Annotated in this window: 11 protein-coding genes; 6 read left to right on the top strand and 5 right to left on the bottom strand. The window is 71.2% G+C overall.

Annotated elements, in window-relative coordinates; genetic code table 11:
* Positions 1 to 18: 18 nt before the first annotated feature.
* From ACZ561_RS20095 to ACZ561_RS20085, 3 genes are all read left to right on the top strand, one after another.
* On the top strand, positions 19 to 2847 hold the full coding sequence (locus tag ACZ561_RS20095) for a DEAD/DEAH box helicase (RefSeq protein ID WP_470996700.1): 2829 nt from the start codon (positions 19 to 21) through the stop codon (positions 2845 to 2847).
* A gap of 214 nt (positions 2848 to 3061) precedes the next feature.
* Positions 3062 to 4444 (top strand): cytochrome P450, encoded by a 1383-nt coding sequence (locus tag ACZ561_RS20090; protein ID WP_470996698.1) that lies wholly within the window; start codon positions 3062 to 3064, stop codon positions 4442 to 4444.
* 14 nt (positions 4445 to 4458) lie between these two features.
* A complete protein-coding gene (locus ACZ561_RS20085) occupies positions 4459 to 5601 on the top strand; it encodes a winged helix DNA-binding domain-containing protein (protein ID WP_470996695.1) in 1143 nt (380 codons plus the stop codon).
* 16 nt (positions 5602 to 5617) lie between these two features.
* On the opposite strand, the gene ACZ561_RS20080 is transcribed toward ACZ561_RS20085, so the two are convergent.
* From ACZ561_RS20080 to ACZ561_RS20070, 3 genes are read right to left on the bottom strand one after another with little or no spacing between them, the layout of a single operon-like run.
* The gene (locus ACZ561_RS20080) at positions 5618 to 6565 is read right to left on the bottom strand and encodes an ADP-ribosylglycohydrolase family protein (RefSeq protein WP_470996692.1); all 948 of its coding nucleotides are present in this window, start codon (positions 6563 to 6565) and stop codon (positions 5618 to 5620) included.
* Positions 6566 to 6574: 9 nt separating this feature from the next.
* Positions 6575 to 7012, bottom strand: a complete 438-nt coding sequence (locus ACZ561_RS20075; protein WP_470996690.1) for an ABA4-like family protein — start codon at positions 7010 to 7012, stop codon at positions 6575 to 6577.
* Complete coding sequence (locus tag ACZ561_RS20070) at positions 7009 to 7911, bottom strand: hypothetical protein (RefSeq protein WP_470996687.1); 903 nt, start codon at positions 7909 to 7911, stop codon at positions 7009 to 7011. Before ACZ561_RS20070 ends, ACZ561_RS20075 begins: the two co-directional genes overlap by 4 nt.
* 177 nt (positions 7912 to 8088) lie before the next feature.
* On the opposite strand from ACZ561_RS20070, the gene ACZ561_RS20065 reads away from it, so the two are divergent.
* On the top strand, positions 8089 to 8721 hold the full coding sequence (locus ACZ561_RS20065) for a MerR family transcriptional regulator (protein ID WP_470996684.1): 633 nt from the start codon (positions 8089 to 8091) through the stop codon (positions 8719 to 8721).
* A 404-nt stretch (positions 8722 to 9125) separates the two neighbouring features.
* On the opposite strand, the gene ACZ561_RS20060 is transcribed toward ACZ561_RS20065, so the two are convergent.
* On the bottom strand, positions 9126 to 9962 hold the full coding sequence (locus tag ACZ561_RS20060) for a siderophore-interacting protein (RefSeq protein WP_470996681.1): 837 nt from the start codon (positions 9960 to 9962) through the stop codon (positions 9126 to 9128).
* 73 nt (positions 9963 to 10035) lie between these two features.
* A complete protein-coding gene (locus ACZ561_RS20055; RefSeq protein WP_470997191.1) occupies positions 10036 to 10941 on the bottom strand; it encodes a 5'-3' exonuclease in 906 nt (301 codons plus the stop codon).
* A gap of 647 nt (positions 10942 to 11588) precedes the next feature.
* On the opposite strand from ACZ561_RS20055, the gene ACZ561_RS20050 reads away from it, so the two are divergent.
* Both ACZ561_RS20050 and ACZ561_RS20045 read left to right on the top strand, forming a co-directional pair.
* Positions 11589 to 12662, top strand: a complete 1074-nt coding sequence (locus ACZ561_RS20050) for a quaternary amine ABC transporter ATP-binding protein (protein ID WP_470996678.1) — start codon at positions 11589 to 11591, stop codon at positions 12660 to 12662.
* Positions 12655 to 14460 carry an ABC transporter permease/substrate binding protein gene (locus tag ACZ561_RS20045; RefSeq protein WP_470996675.1) on the top strand — a complete coding sequence of 602 codons (1806 nt, stop codon included), beginning with the start codon at positions 12655 to 12657 and terminating at the stop codon, positions 14458 to 14460. The genes ACZ561_RS20050 and ACZ561_RS20045 overlap by 8 nt, the downstream gene beginning before the upstream one ends.
* Positions 14461 to 14540: the final 80 nt, after the last annotated feature.

Below are 14540 nucleotides of genomic sequence, written 5' to 3'. Positions count from 1 at the left end.
GGTAGGCTCGACAGCAAGATGACAGAGGACCTCACACCAGCCGAAGCGTACGCAGCTGCCCGGGCCCGCAATGCCGAGCAGGCCACGGCGCTGGCCCCCTTCCGCGAGATGTACGAGTTCGGTCTGGACCCCTTCCAGATCGAGGCCTGCCAGGCCCTCGAGGCGGGCAAGGGCGTGCTCGTCGCCGCCCCCACGGGCTCGGGCAAGACCATCGTCGGCGAATTCGCCGTCCACCTCGCCCTGCTCCAAGGGCGCAAGTGCTTCTACACGACACCCATCAAGGCGCTGTCGAACCAGAAGTACGCCGACCTCGTCAAGCGGTACGGACCCGACAAGGTCGGCCTGCTCACCGGCGACAACAGTGTCAACGGCGACGCCCCGATCATCGTCATGACCACCGAGGTCCTCCGCAACATGCTGTACGCGGGATCCCAGGCCCTCAGCGGCCTCGGCTACGTGGTCATGGACGAGGTGCACTACCTCTCCGACCGCTTCCGCGGCGCCGTCTGGGAGGAAGTGATCATCCACCTCCCCGAGTCGGTGACCCTGGTCTCACTCTCCGCGACCGTCTCCAACGCGGAGGAGTTCGGCGACTGGCTCGACACCGTCCGCGGCGACACCGAGGTCATCGTCTCCGAGAGCCGCCCCGTGCCGCTCTGGCAGCACGTGCTCGCCGGACGGCGGATGTACGACCTCTTCGAGGAGGAGACCGACCACGGCGGCCGCGGCGCGTCCCGTCGCGAGGTCAACCCCGATCTGCTGCGCCTGGCCCGGACCGAGAACTCCCGCACGTACAACCCGCGCGAGCGCCGCCGCGGCAAGATGATCCGCGAGGCCGACCGGGAGCGCGAGCGTCGTCAGCGCTCCCGCATCTGGACGCCCGGCCGCCCCGAGGTCATCGAACGGCTCGACGCCGAAGGGCTCCTGCCCGCCATCACCTTCATCTTCAGCCGGGCGGGCTGCGAGGCCGCCGTCCAGCAGTGCCTGTACGCGGGCCTCCGGCTCAACGACGACGATGCCCGCCAGCGGGTCCGCGAGATCGTCGAGGCGCGCACCGCCTCCATCCCGTCCGAAGACCTCCACGTCCTCGGGTACTACGAGTGGCTGGAAGGCCTGGAGCGCGGCATCGCCGCCCACCACGCCGGAATGCTCCCCACCTTCAAGGAAGTCGTCGAGGAACTCTTCGTGCGCGGCCTGGTCAAGGCCGTCTTCGCCACCGAGACCCTCGCGCTGGGCATCAACATGCCCGCCCGTTCGGTGGTCCTGGAGAAGCTCGTCAAGTGGAACGGCGAGCAGCACGCGGACATCACCCCCGGCGAGTACACGCAGCTCACCGGACGTGCCGGGCGCCGTGGCATCGACGTCGAGGGCCACGCCGTCGTCCTGTGGCAGCGCGGCCTCGACCCCGGCCACCTCGCCGGACTCGCCGGCACGCGTACGTACCCGCTGCGCTCCAGCTTCAAGCCGTCGTACAACATGGCCGTCAACCTGGTCGACCAGTTCGGGCGCCACCGCTCCCGCGAGCTGCTCGAGACCTCCTTCGCGCAGTTCCAGGCGGACCGGTCCGTCGTCGGCATCTCCCGCCAGGTCCAGAAGAACGAAGAGGGCCTGGAAGGCTACCGGGAGGGCATGACCTGCCACCTCGGAGACTTCGAGGAGTACGCGCGGCTGCGCCGCGACCTCAAGGACCGCGAGACGGAACTGGCCAAGCAGGGCGCGGCACAGCGCCGTGCGCAGGCCGCCGCCTCCCTGGAGAAGCTCAAGCCCGGCGACATCATCCACGTTCCCACGGGCAAGTTCGCCGGTCTCGCCCTCGTCCTCGACCCCGGGGTTCCCGCCGGGCGGACCAACGGTCACCGCGGCTTCGAGCACCACGACGGGCCCCGCCCGCTCGTCCTCACCGCCGAACGGCAGGTCAAGCGGCTCGCCTCGATCGACTTCCCGATCCCGGTCGAGGCCATGGAGCGCATGAGGATCCCCAAGTCCTTCAACCCGCGCTCCCCGCAGTCCCGGCGGGACCTCGCCTCCGCGCTGCGCACCAAGGCCGGGCACCTCAACCCGGAGCGGCACCGCAGGGAGCGCTCGGCGGCTGCCGACGACCGCGAGATCAACCGGCTGCGCACCGAGCTGCGCGCCCACCCCTGCCACGGCTGCGACGAGCGCGAGGACCACGCCCGCTGGGCCGAGCGCTACCACCGGCTCCAGCGCGACACCCGGCAGCTGGAGCGGCGCATCGAGGGCCGCACCAACACCATCGCCCGCACCTTCGACCGGATCGTCGCGCTCCTCACCGAGCTCGACTACCTCCGTGGCGACGATGTCACCGACAACGGCAAGCGGCTCGCCCGGCTCTACGGCGAACTCGACCTGCTGGCCAGCGAATGCCTGCGCGACGGCGTCTGGGAGGGCCTGACACCGCCCGAACTGGCCGCCTGTGTCTCCGCGTTGGTCTACGAGGCGCGGCAGGCAGACGACGCCGTGCCGCCGAAGGTCCCCGCGGGGAAGGCGAAGGCCGCCCTCGGCGAGATGGTGCGGATCTGGGGGCGGCTCGACGCCCTGGAGGAAGAGTTCAAGATCAACCAGGCGGAAGGGGTCGGTCAGCGCGAACCCGACCTCGGCTTCGCCTGGGCCGCCTACCAGTGGGCCTCTGACAAGGGGCTCGACGAGGTCCTGCGCGAGGCCGAGATGCCCGCGGGCGACTTCGTCCGCTGGTGCAAGCAGGTCATCGACGTCCTCGGACAGATCGCCGCGGCAGCGCCCAAGGAGAACAGCACCGTCTCCAAGAACGCGCGCAAGGCGGTGGAGTCGCTGCTGAGGGGCGTCGTCGCCTACAGCTCGGTGGGCTGACCCTCGTCCGAAGTTGCTTGTAGGGGCCCGTGGTTGATGCCACGGGCCCTTGGCGTTCGCGGACTTCTTCCTCGATGTCGCGGTGTTTCGTCCGGCAGGGGCCGGGTTGTCCACAGGGCGTCCCGAGGGCGTTGTCCACAGGGGTGGCGGAGTGTCAGGCCTCTCCGATTCCATGGACTCACACACCGGGCAACATCGCTGGGAGGGGACCCACGTGACCACGCAAGCCGGTTCGGCCGCCGTCGAGGAGACGGCCGGCGGACAGAAGATCGTGCCGGGGCCACGGGGCGTGCCGCTGCTCGGAAACCTGCCGGAGTTCGGCAAGGATCCGCTCGCCTTCTTCGAGCGGCTGCGCGAGCGCGGAGACTTCGTCAGCTGGCGCTTCGGGCCGGGCCCCGCCCTCTTCATCGCCCACCCCGACACCATCGGCGAACTCCTCACCGAAGTCGAGCGGACCTTCGACCAGCCCGACCTCGGCATCGCCTTCCGCACCCTGCTCGGCAACGGAGTGGTCGTCGCCAAGGGCGCCGACTGGCGCCGCAAGCGCTCCCTCGTTCAGCCCTCCGTCCGGCCCAAACAGGTGCGGTCCTACGCCGCCACCATGGCCGAGTGCGCGATCGCCCTCGCCGACCGGTGGAGCGACGGACAGCGCATCGACATCAAGAAGGAGATGGCCGCCCTCACCCAACTCATCGCCGTCCGCACCATCTTCGGCGTCGACACCGCCGCCGACGCCGAAGCCATCGGCCGCGCCATGGACGTCGCACAGAAGGAGATAGGCGCCGAGTTCAGCGGCCTCGGCGCCCTGCTGCCCGACTGGGTACCCACCCCGGGACGCGCACGCATCAAACGCGCCACCGCCGTCATCGACGCCGAGGTCTCCCGCGTCGTCGCCCGCCATCGCGACGGCGACACCGAACGGCCCGATCTGCTCAGCCGGCTCCTCGCCGCCCAGGACGAGACCGGCGCACACCTCTCCGACCAGGAGATCCGCGACGAGACCGTCACGCTCTACATCGGCGGACACGAGACCACCAGCTCGACCCTCGTCTGGGCCTGGCATCTGCTCTCCCACAACCCCCGCGTGCGCGAGGCGCTCGCCGAGGAACTCGACCGGGTCCTCGGCGATCACGAGCCCGGCTTCGACGACTACGCCCGGCTGACCTACACCCAGGCTGTCGTGAAGGAGACCCTGCGGCTCTACCCGACCATCTGGCTCCTCACCGGCATCGCCAAGGAGGGCGCGACCCTCGGCGGAATGGCGATACCTCCCGGGACGCGGGTATGGAGCAGCCAATGGGCCACGCACCGGGACGTCCGCTGGTACGGCGACCCCGAGGAGTTCCGCCCCGAGCGATGGGGAGCGGTGGAGGGCGCTCCCGCCGAGGAGATACCCGAGTACGCCTGGTTCCCGTTCGGCGGCGGGCCGCGCGTCTGCCTCGGAACGCGGTTCGCGATGGTCGAGGCCGTGCTCGTCCTCGCCGTCCTCGCCCGGCGGTTCCGTATCGACCTCGATCCCGGGGCGATACGCCCCGTGCCGAGCCTGACGCTCCAGCCGGACCGGGAGGTCCTCGTCACGGTCCGCGCCCGCGGCTGAGGAATGATTCCGGTATGAAGATCACGGCTCGGGGACTCAACCGATCTACTTTGGCACGGCAGTTGCTGCTGCGGCGCGAGAGGCTCGGCGCGGCCGAAGCGGTGCGACGGGTGGTCGCCCTCCAGGCCCAGCAGCCGGCGTCGCCGTATGTCGCGCTGTGGAACAGGACCGCCGCGTTCGACCCGTCCGACCTCGACGGCGCCTTCGCCGACGGGACGGTCGTCAAGTCGACACTCATGCGGATCACCCTTCACGCGGTGCACACCGACGACTACCGGCCCTTCCGGGAGGCGGTGCATCCGCTGCTGAGGTCCGGGAGGCTCGGCGACCGCTTCACGGCGTCGGGTCTGAGCCCGGCGGACGCAGACGCGCTCGTTCCGGAACTGCTGGCCTTCGCCGACCGGCCCCGGTCCAACGCGGAGTACGAGGCGTGGCTCGAACAACGGGTGGGGGCCGCGCCGAAGTCGGGGGCCTGGTGGGGGCTGCGGCACTACACACCGCTGCTGCACGCGCCCACGACGGCACCGTGGTCGTTCGGGGAGCGCCCCGCGTATGTCGCTCCCCCCGACCCGCCGGCGCCGCCGGAGCCGGAGGTGTCGGACGCGGCACTGCGGACCTTGGTCCTGCGCTATCTCGAAGGGTTCGGGCCGGCGTCGGTGGCGGACGTGGCGCAGTTCGGGCTGGTTCAGCGGGCCAGGGTCAGGAAGGCGATGGGCGTGCTGTCCGACGAGCTCGAGCGCTGCCAAGGGCCGGACGGCGAGGAACTGTTCGACGTGCCGGGCGCATGCCGCCCGGACGAGGACACGCCCGCGCCGGCGCGGCTGATGGCCATGTGGGACAGCACCCTGCTGGCCTACGCCGACCGTGGGCGGGTCATCCCGCCCGAGTACCGCACGGAGGTGATCCGCAGAAACGGGGACGTGCTGCCGACCCTGCTGGTCGACGGATACGTGGCCGGGGTGTGGCGCCCGATGGAGGGAGGGATCGAGGCGACCGCGTTCCAGGACCTGCCGGACCAGGTCTGGGAGGAACTGGCGGAGGAGGCCCGCTCGCTGGTGGCCTTCCTCTCCGACCGCGAGCCGGAGGTGTACCGCCGCTACGGCCACTGGTGGAGCAAGCTGCCGCATGCGGAGACCCGGCTGCTGCCTGGGCAGTGAAGTGTGGGGGAGTCGGTCAGCTCCGGGGCGTGGGGCGGTGCGGGGTGCTCAGGCGGATTGCCAGGGCCCGCAGCTCCTCGGCGCGTAGGACCCGGTTGTCGAAGCCGGGGAGGGGGACGTGGAGGGGGGAAGTCCAGCGGGCGGGGATGGCCGAGGGGCCGTACACCGCGCCGGCGAGGGTGCCCGTGACGGCTGCCACGGTGTCCGTGTCGCCGCCCAGGTCGATCGCCGCGGCGACGGCCGCCTCGAACGAGTCCGTCGTCCGCAGGGCCCAGACCGCGGAGCCCAGGCAGGGCCAGACTGCGCCGTTGAACTCGGTGGCGTCGTCCGGGTGCCAGTCGGGGGCGAGGACCGTCGACCAGCGGTCCCGGTGCGGCGCGGCGACGGAGGCGAGCGTGGCGGGCAGGGCCGCGAGCGGGTCCTCGCCGTCGAGGGCGACGCGGACGAGGTCGTGGAGGATCGCCGTACCCTCCCAGGCGGCGCCGTCGCCGTGGGTGAGGGCCGTGATGCGGCGGGCGGCGTCCATGGTGGCCTCGTGACCCGCCGCCGCGAAGTGGACCGCCGACGTCGACGCGCGCATCAAGGAACCGTTGCCCGCCGCGCGGCCGTTGACCTGGAAGTGAAGCGCGGCGGCGGTGTCCCACGGGTCGCCGCCGGTGAGGACGGACTCGGTCTGGAGGCCGATGTCCTTCGGTTCGGCGGCCGCCCAGCGGCGGAACCGGTCGAAGACGTCCGGCAGGTCGAGCCCGCCCCGGTCGAGGAGCGACTCCCCGACCAGGACGGCCATCTGCGTGTCGTCGGTGGCCTCGCCCGGGTCCCAGCCGCCGCCCCCGCACATCTCCCCGACGCCGTCGGGGAAGTGTTCCCGGAAGATGCCCGGCAGTCTGAACTCGAAGGGGGCGCCCAGCGCGTCCCCCACCACGGAGCCGAGTACGGCGCCGACGGCGCGTTCAGTCGTTCGCATCCCGGCAGCCTAGGCGGCATCTCGCGCGGGACGTGGGCTCTTTCGCTGCCGGAGTGCCAGGAAGAGCAGCAGCCCGAAGGGGGACAGCAGGATCGTCAGGATCAGCAACGGGCCCATCAGCAGGGGAGAGAGACCCAGCCTGCGAGCCTCGCGGTACATCCACTGGCCGAGCAGCAGGTCCCAGGCGATGACCTGTGCCCAGATCGCTCCGGCACCGTTCGCCAGCGCTGTGAGGTCCCGGAAGGTGTCGAGGTCGGGGCTGCTGACGGCCGCCCACAGTTCCGGGAGGACCGGGAGCGCCAGAGCAAGGTAGACCGCCAGGATCGGCACGACAGTCAGCGGCGAGGCCGCGAGCCGGTCCGTGCCACGCCACGCCGGCGCGAAGATCATCAGCAGCCAGACGGGCGCCGCGAGGAGGAAGGAGAGCTCGAAGAGGAAGCCGGTCATGACGTGAACTCCTTGGCGGTGAGCGCGGTTTCGGCGCGGGCCGGGGTCCGCAGAGCGGCCCCTGTCGCCACGGCGCCGACGAGCGCCAGAGCGCCGGTCGCGGCGAGCGTCGTGCCGTCGGGATCCAGCAGCGCCTGACCGCGCAGCGCCTGCCAGGTGGCGAGGGCGAACACCGCCGCGTACGTCCCCGACACGACCAGCGTCAGACGCAGCCGCACCCGTTCGTCGCGCAGCCGGGCGAACCGCGGGGCAAGCGCGACAAGGGCGAGCAGCAGGAGCGGGATCACCTGCAGGGCGTGCATCCCGAAGAAGTGGGCGATACGCAGATCGCCGCCGGTCGTGGACCAGCCGGTCACGGGCATGGAGGGCCCGCCGTCCGGGACGCCGACGCTGTGCGCGCCGACGATCGCCGCGTCGTCCCCGGCCGCGAGCTGTTCCGGGGTCGGTTGCACCATCAGGAAGCCGACCGCGGCTCCCAGGAGGGCGATCAGGGAGCCGAGGCGTACGGCCCAGGCGGTGGCGCGGTCCAGGATCCGGGCGCGCAACAGCAGGATCGCGATGACCAGGGCGGCCAGCCACAGGACGACGACCGTGAGGCCCATCGCCTGGAAGACCGCGGAGTCGAAGGCGGTCTCCTGGTTGAAGTGGCTCTGCTTGCCGCGGACGACCTGCGTCGTGATCAGCACCATCTCGCCGGCGCTGGCGACGGCCAGGACGGTGCCGGCCCACCAGCCGACGCGTCGGCCGCGGGGGAGCAGGGTGAGCATCCAGGCGAGCGTCATGCAGTACGCGACGAACGAGACCGCGAACTTGAACGGCTTGGTCCAGATCGGTACGCCGACCAGGATCCGGTCGTCGAGGACCAGGCCGCCGACCGAGACCAGGGCGAGTAATGCCATGGAGGCGGAGAACCAGACAAGTGGGCGATGCAGGTCGCGGACCTGCGGCAACGATGAGGACATGGGTACCCCCGTGAGCTATGGATAGTGGCACTTGCCGCTATCTGATAGCGCCACTATCTATGATGGGGGGATCGGCTGGCAAGGCCGGGGCAGGATCGGGAAGGTGAACGCAGAGTGCGCATCGGAGAGTTGAGCCGAAGGACCGGGGTGTCCGTGCCGACGATCAAGTACTACGTACGGGAAGGGCTGTTGCCGGCCGGGCAGTTGACGAGCCCGAACCAGGCCTCGTACGACGAGACGCACGAGCGGCGCCTTCGGCTGGTCCGGGCGCTGCTGGACGTCGGGGGGCTCTCGGTCGCGGCGATCCGCGACGTGATCGCGGCGGTCGAGGACCCGGATCGTTCGGTGCACAAGCTGCTCGGCGCGGCCGCGGACCGGGTGGTGCCGCGCTACACGGAGGAGCCGGGAGAGGGCGTCGTCGATGCCCGGAAGGCGGTGGCGGAGCTGATCGCGAGGCGCGGCTGGCGTGTGCACGCGGGCAACCCGGCGGCGGACGCGCTGGCGGTGGCCCTGGCAGCGCTGGACGCGGTGGGGCACGCGGACTTCGCGGAGGTGCTCGAGGCGTACGCGGAGGCGGCGGAGCAGGTGGCGCGGGCTGACCTGGAGTACGTGGCGCGGAACGTGGAGCGCGAGGACCTGGTGGAGAGCGTGGTGGTGGGGACGGTACTGGGGGACGCGGTGTTCGGGGCGATGCGTCGGCTGGCGCATGTGGACGCGTCGGTGCGGGTCTTCGGCGACGGGGAGTGACCGGGGGCCTGTGGTGCGCGCGCCTCGGGGTGGCCCTGGCCCCGGCCGTGCGCGCCCCTCGGGGGTGGCGCTGGCCCTGGCGTGCGCGCCCCTCGGGGTGGCCCTGGCCCCGGCGTGCCCGGGCCCTTGCGGGTGCGGGCCGCCGGCCCATGGGCTGAACGGCCCTTGAACGGGTGCCGCCCCCCGTGGGTTGTGCCCACCCGTCCCGCCCTGCGGGACGATTGGCCACAACGGTGGGTGCGAGTGGGTGGCGCCCTGCGGGACGATTGCCCACAACGGTGGGTTCGAGTGGGAGGCGCCCTGCGGGACGGCTGCCCGCAACGGTGGGTGGGGGTGGGTGGCGCCCTGCGGGACGGCTGCCCGCAACGGTGGGTGGGGGTGGGAGGCGCCCGGTGGGCCCCGGGTCAGTTCTCCTGTTCGCGTTCCACCTGGTCGTTCCAGTCGCGCTTGATCGCGCGCCAGGCCTCGTCCGTCTTGCCCAGGCGCCAGTAACCGGAGATCGACAGGCGTTCGCGCGGCACCTCGCGCTCCAGGCGCAGGTGGCGGCGGAGGTCCTTCACGAAGCCCGCTTCGCCGTGGACGAACGCGTGCACGTCGCCCGCCGGGAATTCCAGGCCCTTCACGGCCTCCAGCAGGGCCTCGCCCGTCGGGCGGTCGCCCCGGTGGAGCCAGGTCACCTCGACACCCGCGGCCGTCGCGAACTTCTGCTCCTCCGTCGCGTCCGCGACCTCCAGGAACGCGTGCACCGTCGAACCCTCCGGCAGCCGCTCCAGAGCCACCGCGATCGCCGGCAGCGCGCTCTCGTCGCCCACCAGCAGGTGCCAGTCCGCCGCCGGGTCCGGCGCGTAACCGCCACCGGGACCCAGGAAGCGCATCGTCTCGCCCGCCTGCGCCCGCGCCGCCCACGGCCCCGCCAGGCCCTCGTCGCCATGGACCACGAAGTCGACGGTCAGCTCGCGGTGGTCCGGGTCCCAGCTCCGTACCGTGTACGTCCGCGTGGTGGGCCACTGCTCGCGCGGGAACTCCTCGCGGATCCGCTCCATGTCGAACGGCTCCGGATAGCTCACGCCCTCCGGCGCGAACAGCAGCTTCACGTAGTGATCGGTGTGCTCACCCAGCTCGAACGCGTCGAGGCCGTTCCCACCGAGCACCACCCGCACCATGTGCGGCGTGATCCGCTCCGTGTGCAACACCTCTGCCTCGTGGGCCTTCGGTGCCCTGCGCGCCGGCTGCTCTGCCACGACGGTCTCCCCTGATTCTGCGAACTTAGGTATGCCTAAGCTAGCATCCCGGCGATCCGGGGCCTAGAAGGCCTCAGCGCTCCAGCACCGGCAGCAGCCTGCCGACGGCCCCGCCCAGACCCCACCGCGTCACCAGCGCCGCCAGTGCCTCCGGGTCCCTCGGCACGCCCGGCAGGGCCGGGTCGAAGTCCGGCAGGGGTACGTCGCCAGCCACCTCGACGACCTTCGGGGCCACGTCCAGATACGAGGCCGCCTCCACGATCCCGCGCCGCTTGGCCGGGGTCAGCTTCGACGTGCGGTCCACGGCCGCCGCGCGAACGCCCGCCAGATCGCCGTACTCCGTGATCAGCTGCGCGGCCGTCTTCTCGCCGATGCCCTTCACCCCGGGCAGCCCGTCGCTGGCGTCACCGCGCAGCGCCGCGAAGTCGGCGTACTGGTCGGCCCGCACCCCGTACTTCGTACGGATGAGTTCGCCGTCGACCAGGTCGCAGTCGCCGACGCCCTTGCGCGGGTACAGCACCCGCACGCCGCGCTCGTCGTCCACCAGCTGGAAGAGGTCCCGGTCGCCCGTGACGATGTCCACCGGCCCCTTGGCCTGCCCGGCCAGCGTTCCGATGACGTCGTCCGCCTCGTAGCCCGCCACTCCGACCCGTGCGATGCCGAGGGCGTCCAGGACGGCCTCGATCACCGGCACCTGCGGGGCGAGCGTGTCCGGGACCTCCTCCTCGTCCGGCCCCGTCTCGGTCTCCACGGCGACACGGTGGGCCTTGTACGAGGGGATCAGGTCCACCCGCCACTGGGGCCGCCAGTCGGCGTCCATGCAGGCGACGAGGTCGTCGGGGTGATGGTCCTGGACGAGCCGGGTGATGAAGTCGAGGAGGCCGCGCACGGCGTTGACCGGCGTGCCGTCCGGGGCCCGGACCGAGTCCGGCACACCGAAGTACGCACGGAAGTAGAGAGAGGCGGTGTCGAGGAGCATCAGGCGTCGCGTCACACCCCGATCATGCCGCACCCCACCGACACCGACCCCGAATGACCTCAACCGGCCGTCACCGGCACCGGCCCGGGCGACAGTCACCGGCCCCACCGACACCGGCCCCGAGCGACCTCAGCCGGCCGTCACCGGCACCGGCCCGGAGCACGGTCACCGGCCTTCACCGACACCGATCCCGAGCCACCGCCAGCACTGTCACCGGCCCCACCGACACCGGCCCGGGCGACAGTCACCGGCCCCACCGACACCGGCCCCGAGCGACCTCAGCCGGCCGTCACCGGCACCGGCCCGAAGCACCGTCACCGGCCGTCACCGGCACCGGCCCGAAGCACCGTCACCGGCCTTCGCCGACACCGATCCCGAGCGACCGCCACCGGCCCCCCTAACGACCCCGCCCTATGCGCCGAACCCCCCGGTTCCAGTGACCCCCGTCACCTTTGCGTTTGCCCCGTGGGGGCCAGGGCAGGCGCGGGCCCGGAGCGGACCCGGTACGGGATTCAACAACGGATCTTCGTACGTCACGGGAGGCGCGGGCCGAAACCGCCCCGCTCCACGGCCCGGCTGCGGGGTGGGGTCTCCCCAGGACGGAGTCCTGGGGGAGGGCCGTTTTCGTTTCAACGCGTGAGGTATATGTGTCCAGGCTCCAGGCCGATCACCTGTACAAGGTGTTCGGCAGACGACCCGACGAAGCCGTCAAGAAACTCAGCGGAGGCGCCGACCGCGACGAACTCCGCGCCGACGGTACGACCGCAGCCGTGATCGACGCGTCCTTCGTCGTCGAGCCCGGCCAGATCTTCGTCGTGATGGGTCTGTCGGGATCCGGCAAGTCCACCCTGCTGCGGATGCTCAACGGCCTGCTGGAGCCCACCGCAGGCCGCGTGCTCCACGACGGCAAGGACCTCACCGCGCTCAGCCCCCGCGATCTGCGCACCGTGCGGTCCACGAAGATCAGCATGGTCTTCCAGCACTTCGCCCTCTTCCCGCACCGCAGCGTCCTCGAGAACGCCGCGTACGGCCTGGAGGTCCAGGGCGTCCCGCGCGCCGAGCGCGAGACCCGGGCCACCGAGGCCCTGGAGATGTGCGGCCTCGCCGGCTGGGAGAAGTCCTGGCCCGACGAGCTCTCCGGCGGAATGCAGCAGCGCGTGGGCCTCGCCCGTGCGCTGGCCACCGACGCCGACCTGCTGCTCATGGACGAGTCGTTCAGCGCGCTCGACCCGCTGATCCGCCGCGACATGCAGGACCAGCTCCTCGAACTGCAGAAGCGACTGAAGAAGACCATCGTCTTCATCACCCACGACCTCAACGAGGCCATGCGTCTCGGTGACCGCATCGCGGTGATGCGCGACGGCCGGATCGTCCAGCTCGGCGACGCCGAGGACATCCTGGTCCGCCCCGCCAACGACTACGTCGCCTCCTTCATCCAGGACGTCGACCGCTCCCGCGTCCTCACGGCCTCCGCCGTGATGACCGAACCCGAGCACCCCACGCCGGACGGCTGCGACTGCGAGACCGTCGGCCCCGACACCCTGGTCGCCGACCTGTGTGCCGTCAGCGCCCGCGTCCCGCACGCGGTGGCCGTCAAGGACACCGACGGCACCGTCCTCGGAGTCGTCCCGCAGTCCCGTCTGATCGGCTTCATCGGAGACGAGCAGCGCCCGCCCCTTGCCTGCACCACCGGCGAGAAGGAGGTGGCCACCCATGCCTAGGCTCCCTCTCGGCCAGTGGGTCGACAGCTCCGTCGACTGGCTCCAGGCACAACTGTCCTGGCTCTTCGACGCCATCACCGCCGCCGTCACCGGTCTCTACGACGGCATCGACGCGGTCCTCTCCGCACCCGAGCCCCTGCTCTTCGCGGGCATCCTCGCCGTCGTCGCCTGGTGGCTGCGCGGGCTGACCGCCGGTGTGCTCGCCTTCGCGGGCTTCGCGCTCGTCGACTCCATCGAGCTGTGGGACGACGCCATGTCGACCCTCTCGCTGGTGCTCGTGGCGACCCTCGTCACCCTGGTGATCGCGGTCCCGCTCGGTATCTGGGCGGCCCGCTCCAAGACCGTCAGCGCCGTGCTGCGCCCGGTCCTGGACTTCATGCAGACCATGCCCGCCATGGTCTACCTGATCCCCGGCATCATCTTCTTCGGCGTCGGCGTGGTGCCCGGCATCATCGCCACCATCGTCTTCGCCCTGCCGCCCGGCGTGCGGATGACCGAGCTCGGCATCCGCCAGGTCGACGGCGAGCTGGTCGAGGCGGCCGAGGCGTTCGGCACCACCCCGCGCAACACCCTGCTGCGCGTCCAGCTGCCGCTCGCCCTGCCCACGATCATGGCCGGCATCAACCAGGTCATCATGCTGGGCCTGTCCATGGTCGTCATCGCCGGCATGGTCGGTGGCGGCGGGCTCGGCGGCGCCGTCTACCGCGCCATCGGCAACGTCGACATCGGCCTCGGCTTCGAGGCCGGCATCTCCATCGTCATCCTCGCCATGTACCTGGACCGGATGACCGGCGCGCTCGGCCGTCAGGTCTCGCCGCTCGGCCGCCGGGCCCTCGCCAAGGCGCGGGCCGCGAGCGCGGCGCGCGCCGGGGCGAAGCTCTGGAACCACCGCCCGCAGCCCGTCACCGCCCTCGTCGGCGTCGTGATCCTCGCGCTCGTCGCGGGAGGCATGGGCTTCCTCGGCGGCGGCGCGGCCTCGACGACCGCCGGCGGCAAGGACATCGGCCACGGCAAGAAGATCAACCTCGGCTACATCCCCTGGGACGAGGGCATCGCCTCCACCTTCCTCTGGAAGGAACTGCTCGAACGGCGCGGCTACGAGGTCGACGCCAAGCAGCTGGAGGCCGGCGCGCTCTACACCGGTCTCGCCGGTGGCCAGATCGACTTCCAGACCGACTCCTGGCTGCCGGTCACCCACGCCCAGTACTGGGAGAAGTACCAGAACAAGCTGGAGGACCTCGGCTCCTGGTACGGCCCGACCTCGCTCGAGCTGTCCGTGCCCTCCTACATGAAGGGCATCGACTCGCTCGAGGACCTCAAGGGCAAGGGCGACCAGTTCAAGGGCCGGATCATCGGCATCGAGCCGAGCGCCGGAATGATGGGCATCCTCAAGGACAAGGTCCTGAACGACTACGGCCTGAAGGGCGAGTACAAGGTCGTCGACGGCTCCACGCCCGGCATGCTCGCCGAGCTGAAGCGCGCCTACGACAAGAAGGAACCGGTCGTCGTCACACTCTGGTCGCCGCACTGGGCCTACTCCAGCTACGACCTGAAGAAGCTCAAGGACCCCAAGGGCACGTGGGGCAAGGGCGACGGCGTTCACACCCTCGCCCGCAAGGGCTTCACCGCCGACAACCCCGAGGTCGGGTCCTGGCTGAAGAACTTCGAGCTGACCGAGAAGCAGCTCACGGATCTCGAAGCCGCCATCCAGGAGACCGGCAAGGGCAAGGAGCAGGAGGCGGTCCGCGGCTGGCTGGAGAAGAACCCCGGCCTCGCCGAGAAGCTGGCTCCGCAGTAGGTCCGAGGACGGATTCCCGACTCCTGTCCGAATAAGGGTGGTCGCCGAGCGTGTTCGGCGGCCACCCCTTTTCGTCACGA

This window comes from Streptomyces sp. NPDC039609 (assembly GCF_055596705.1).
The sequence above is the reverse complement of the archived record's forward strand: the minus strand, read 5'-3'. Positions and strand labels throughout refer to the sequence as shown.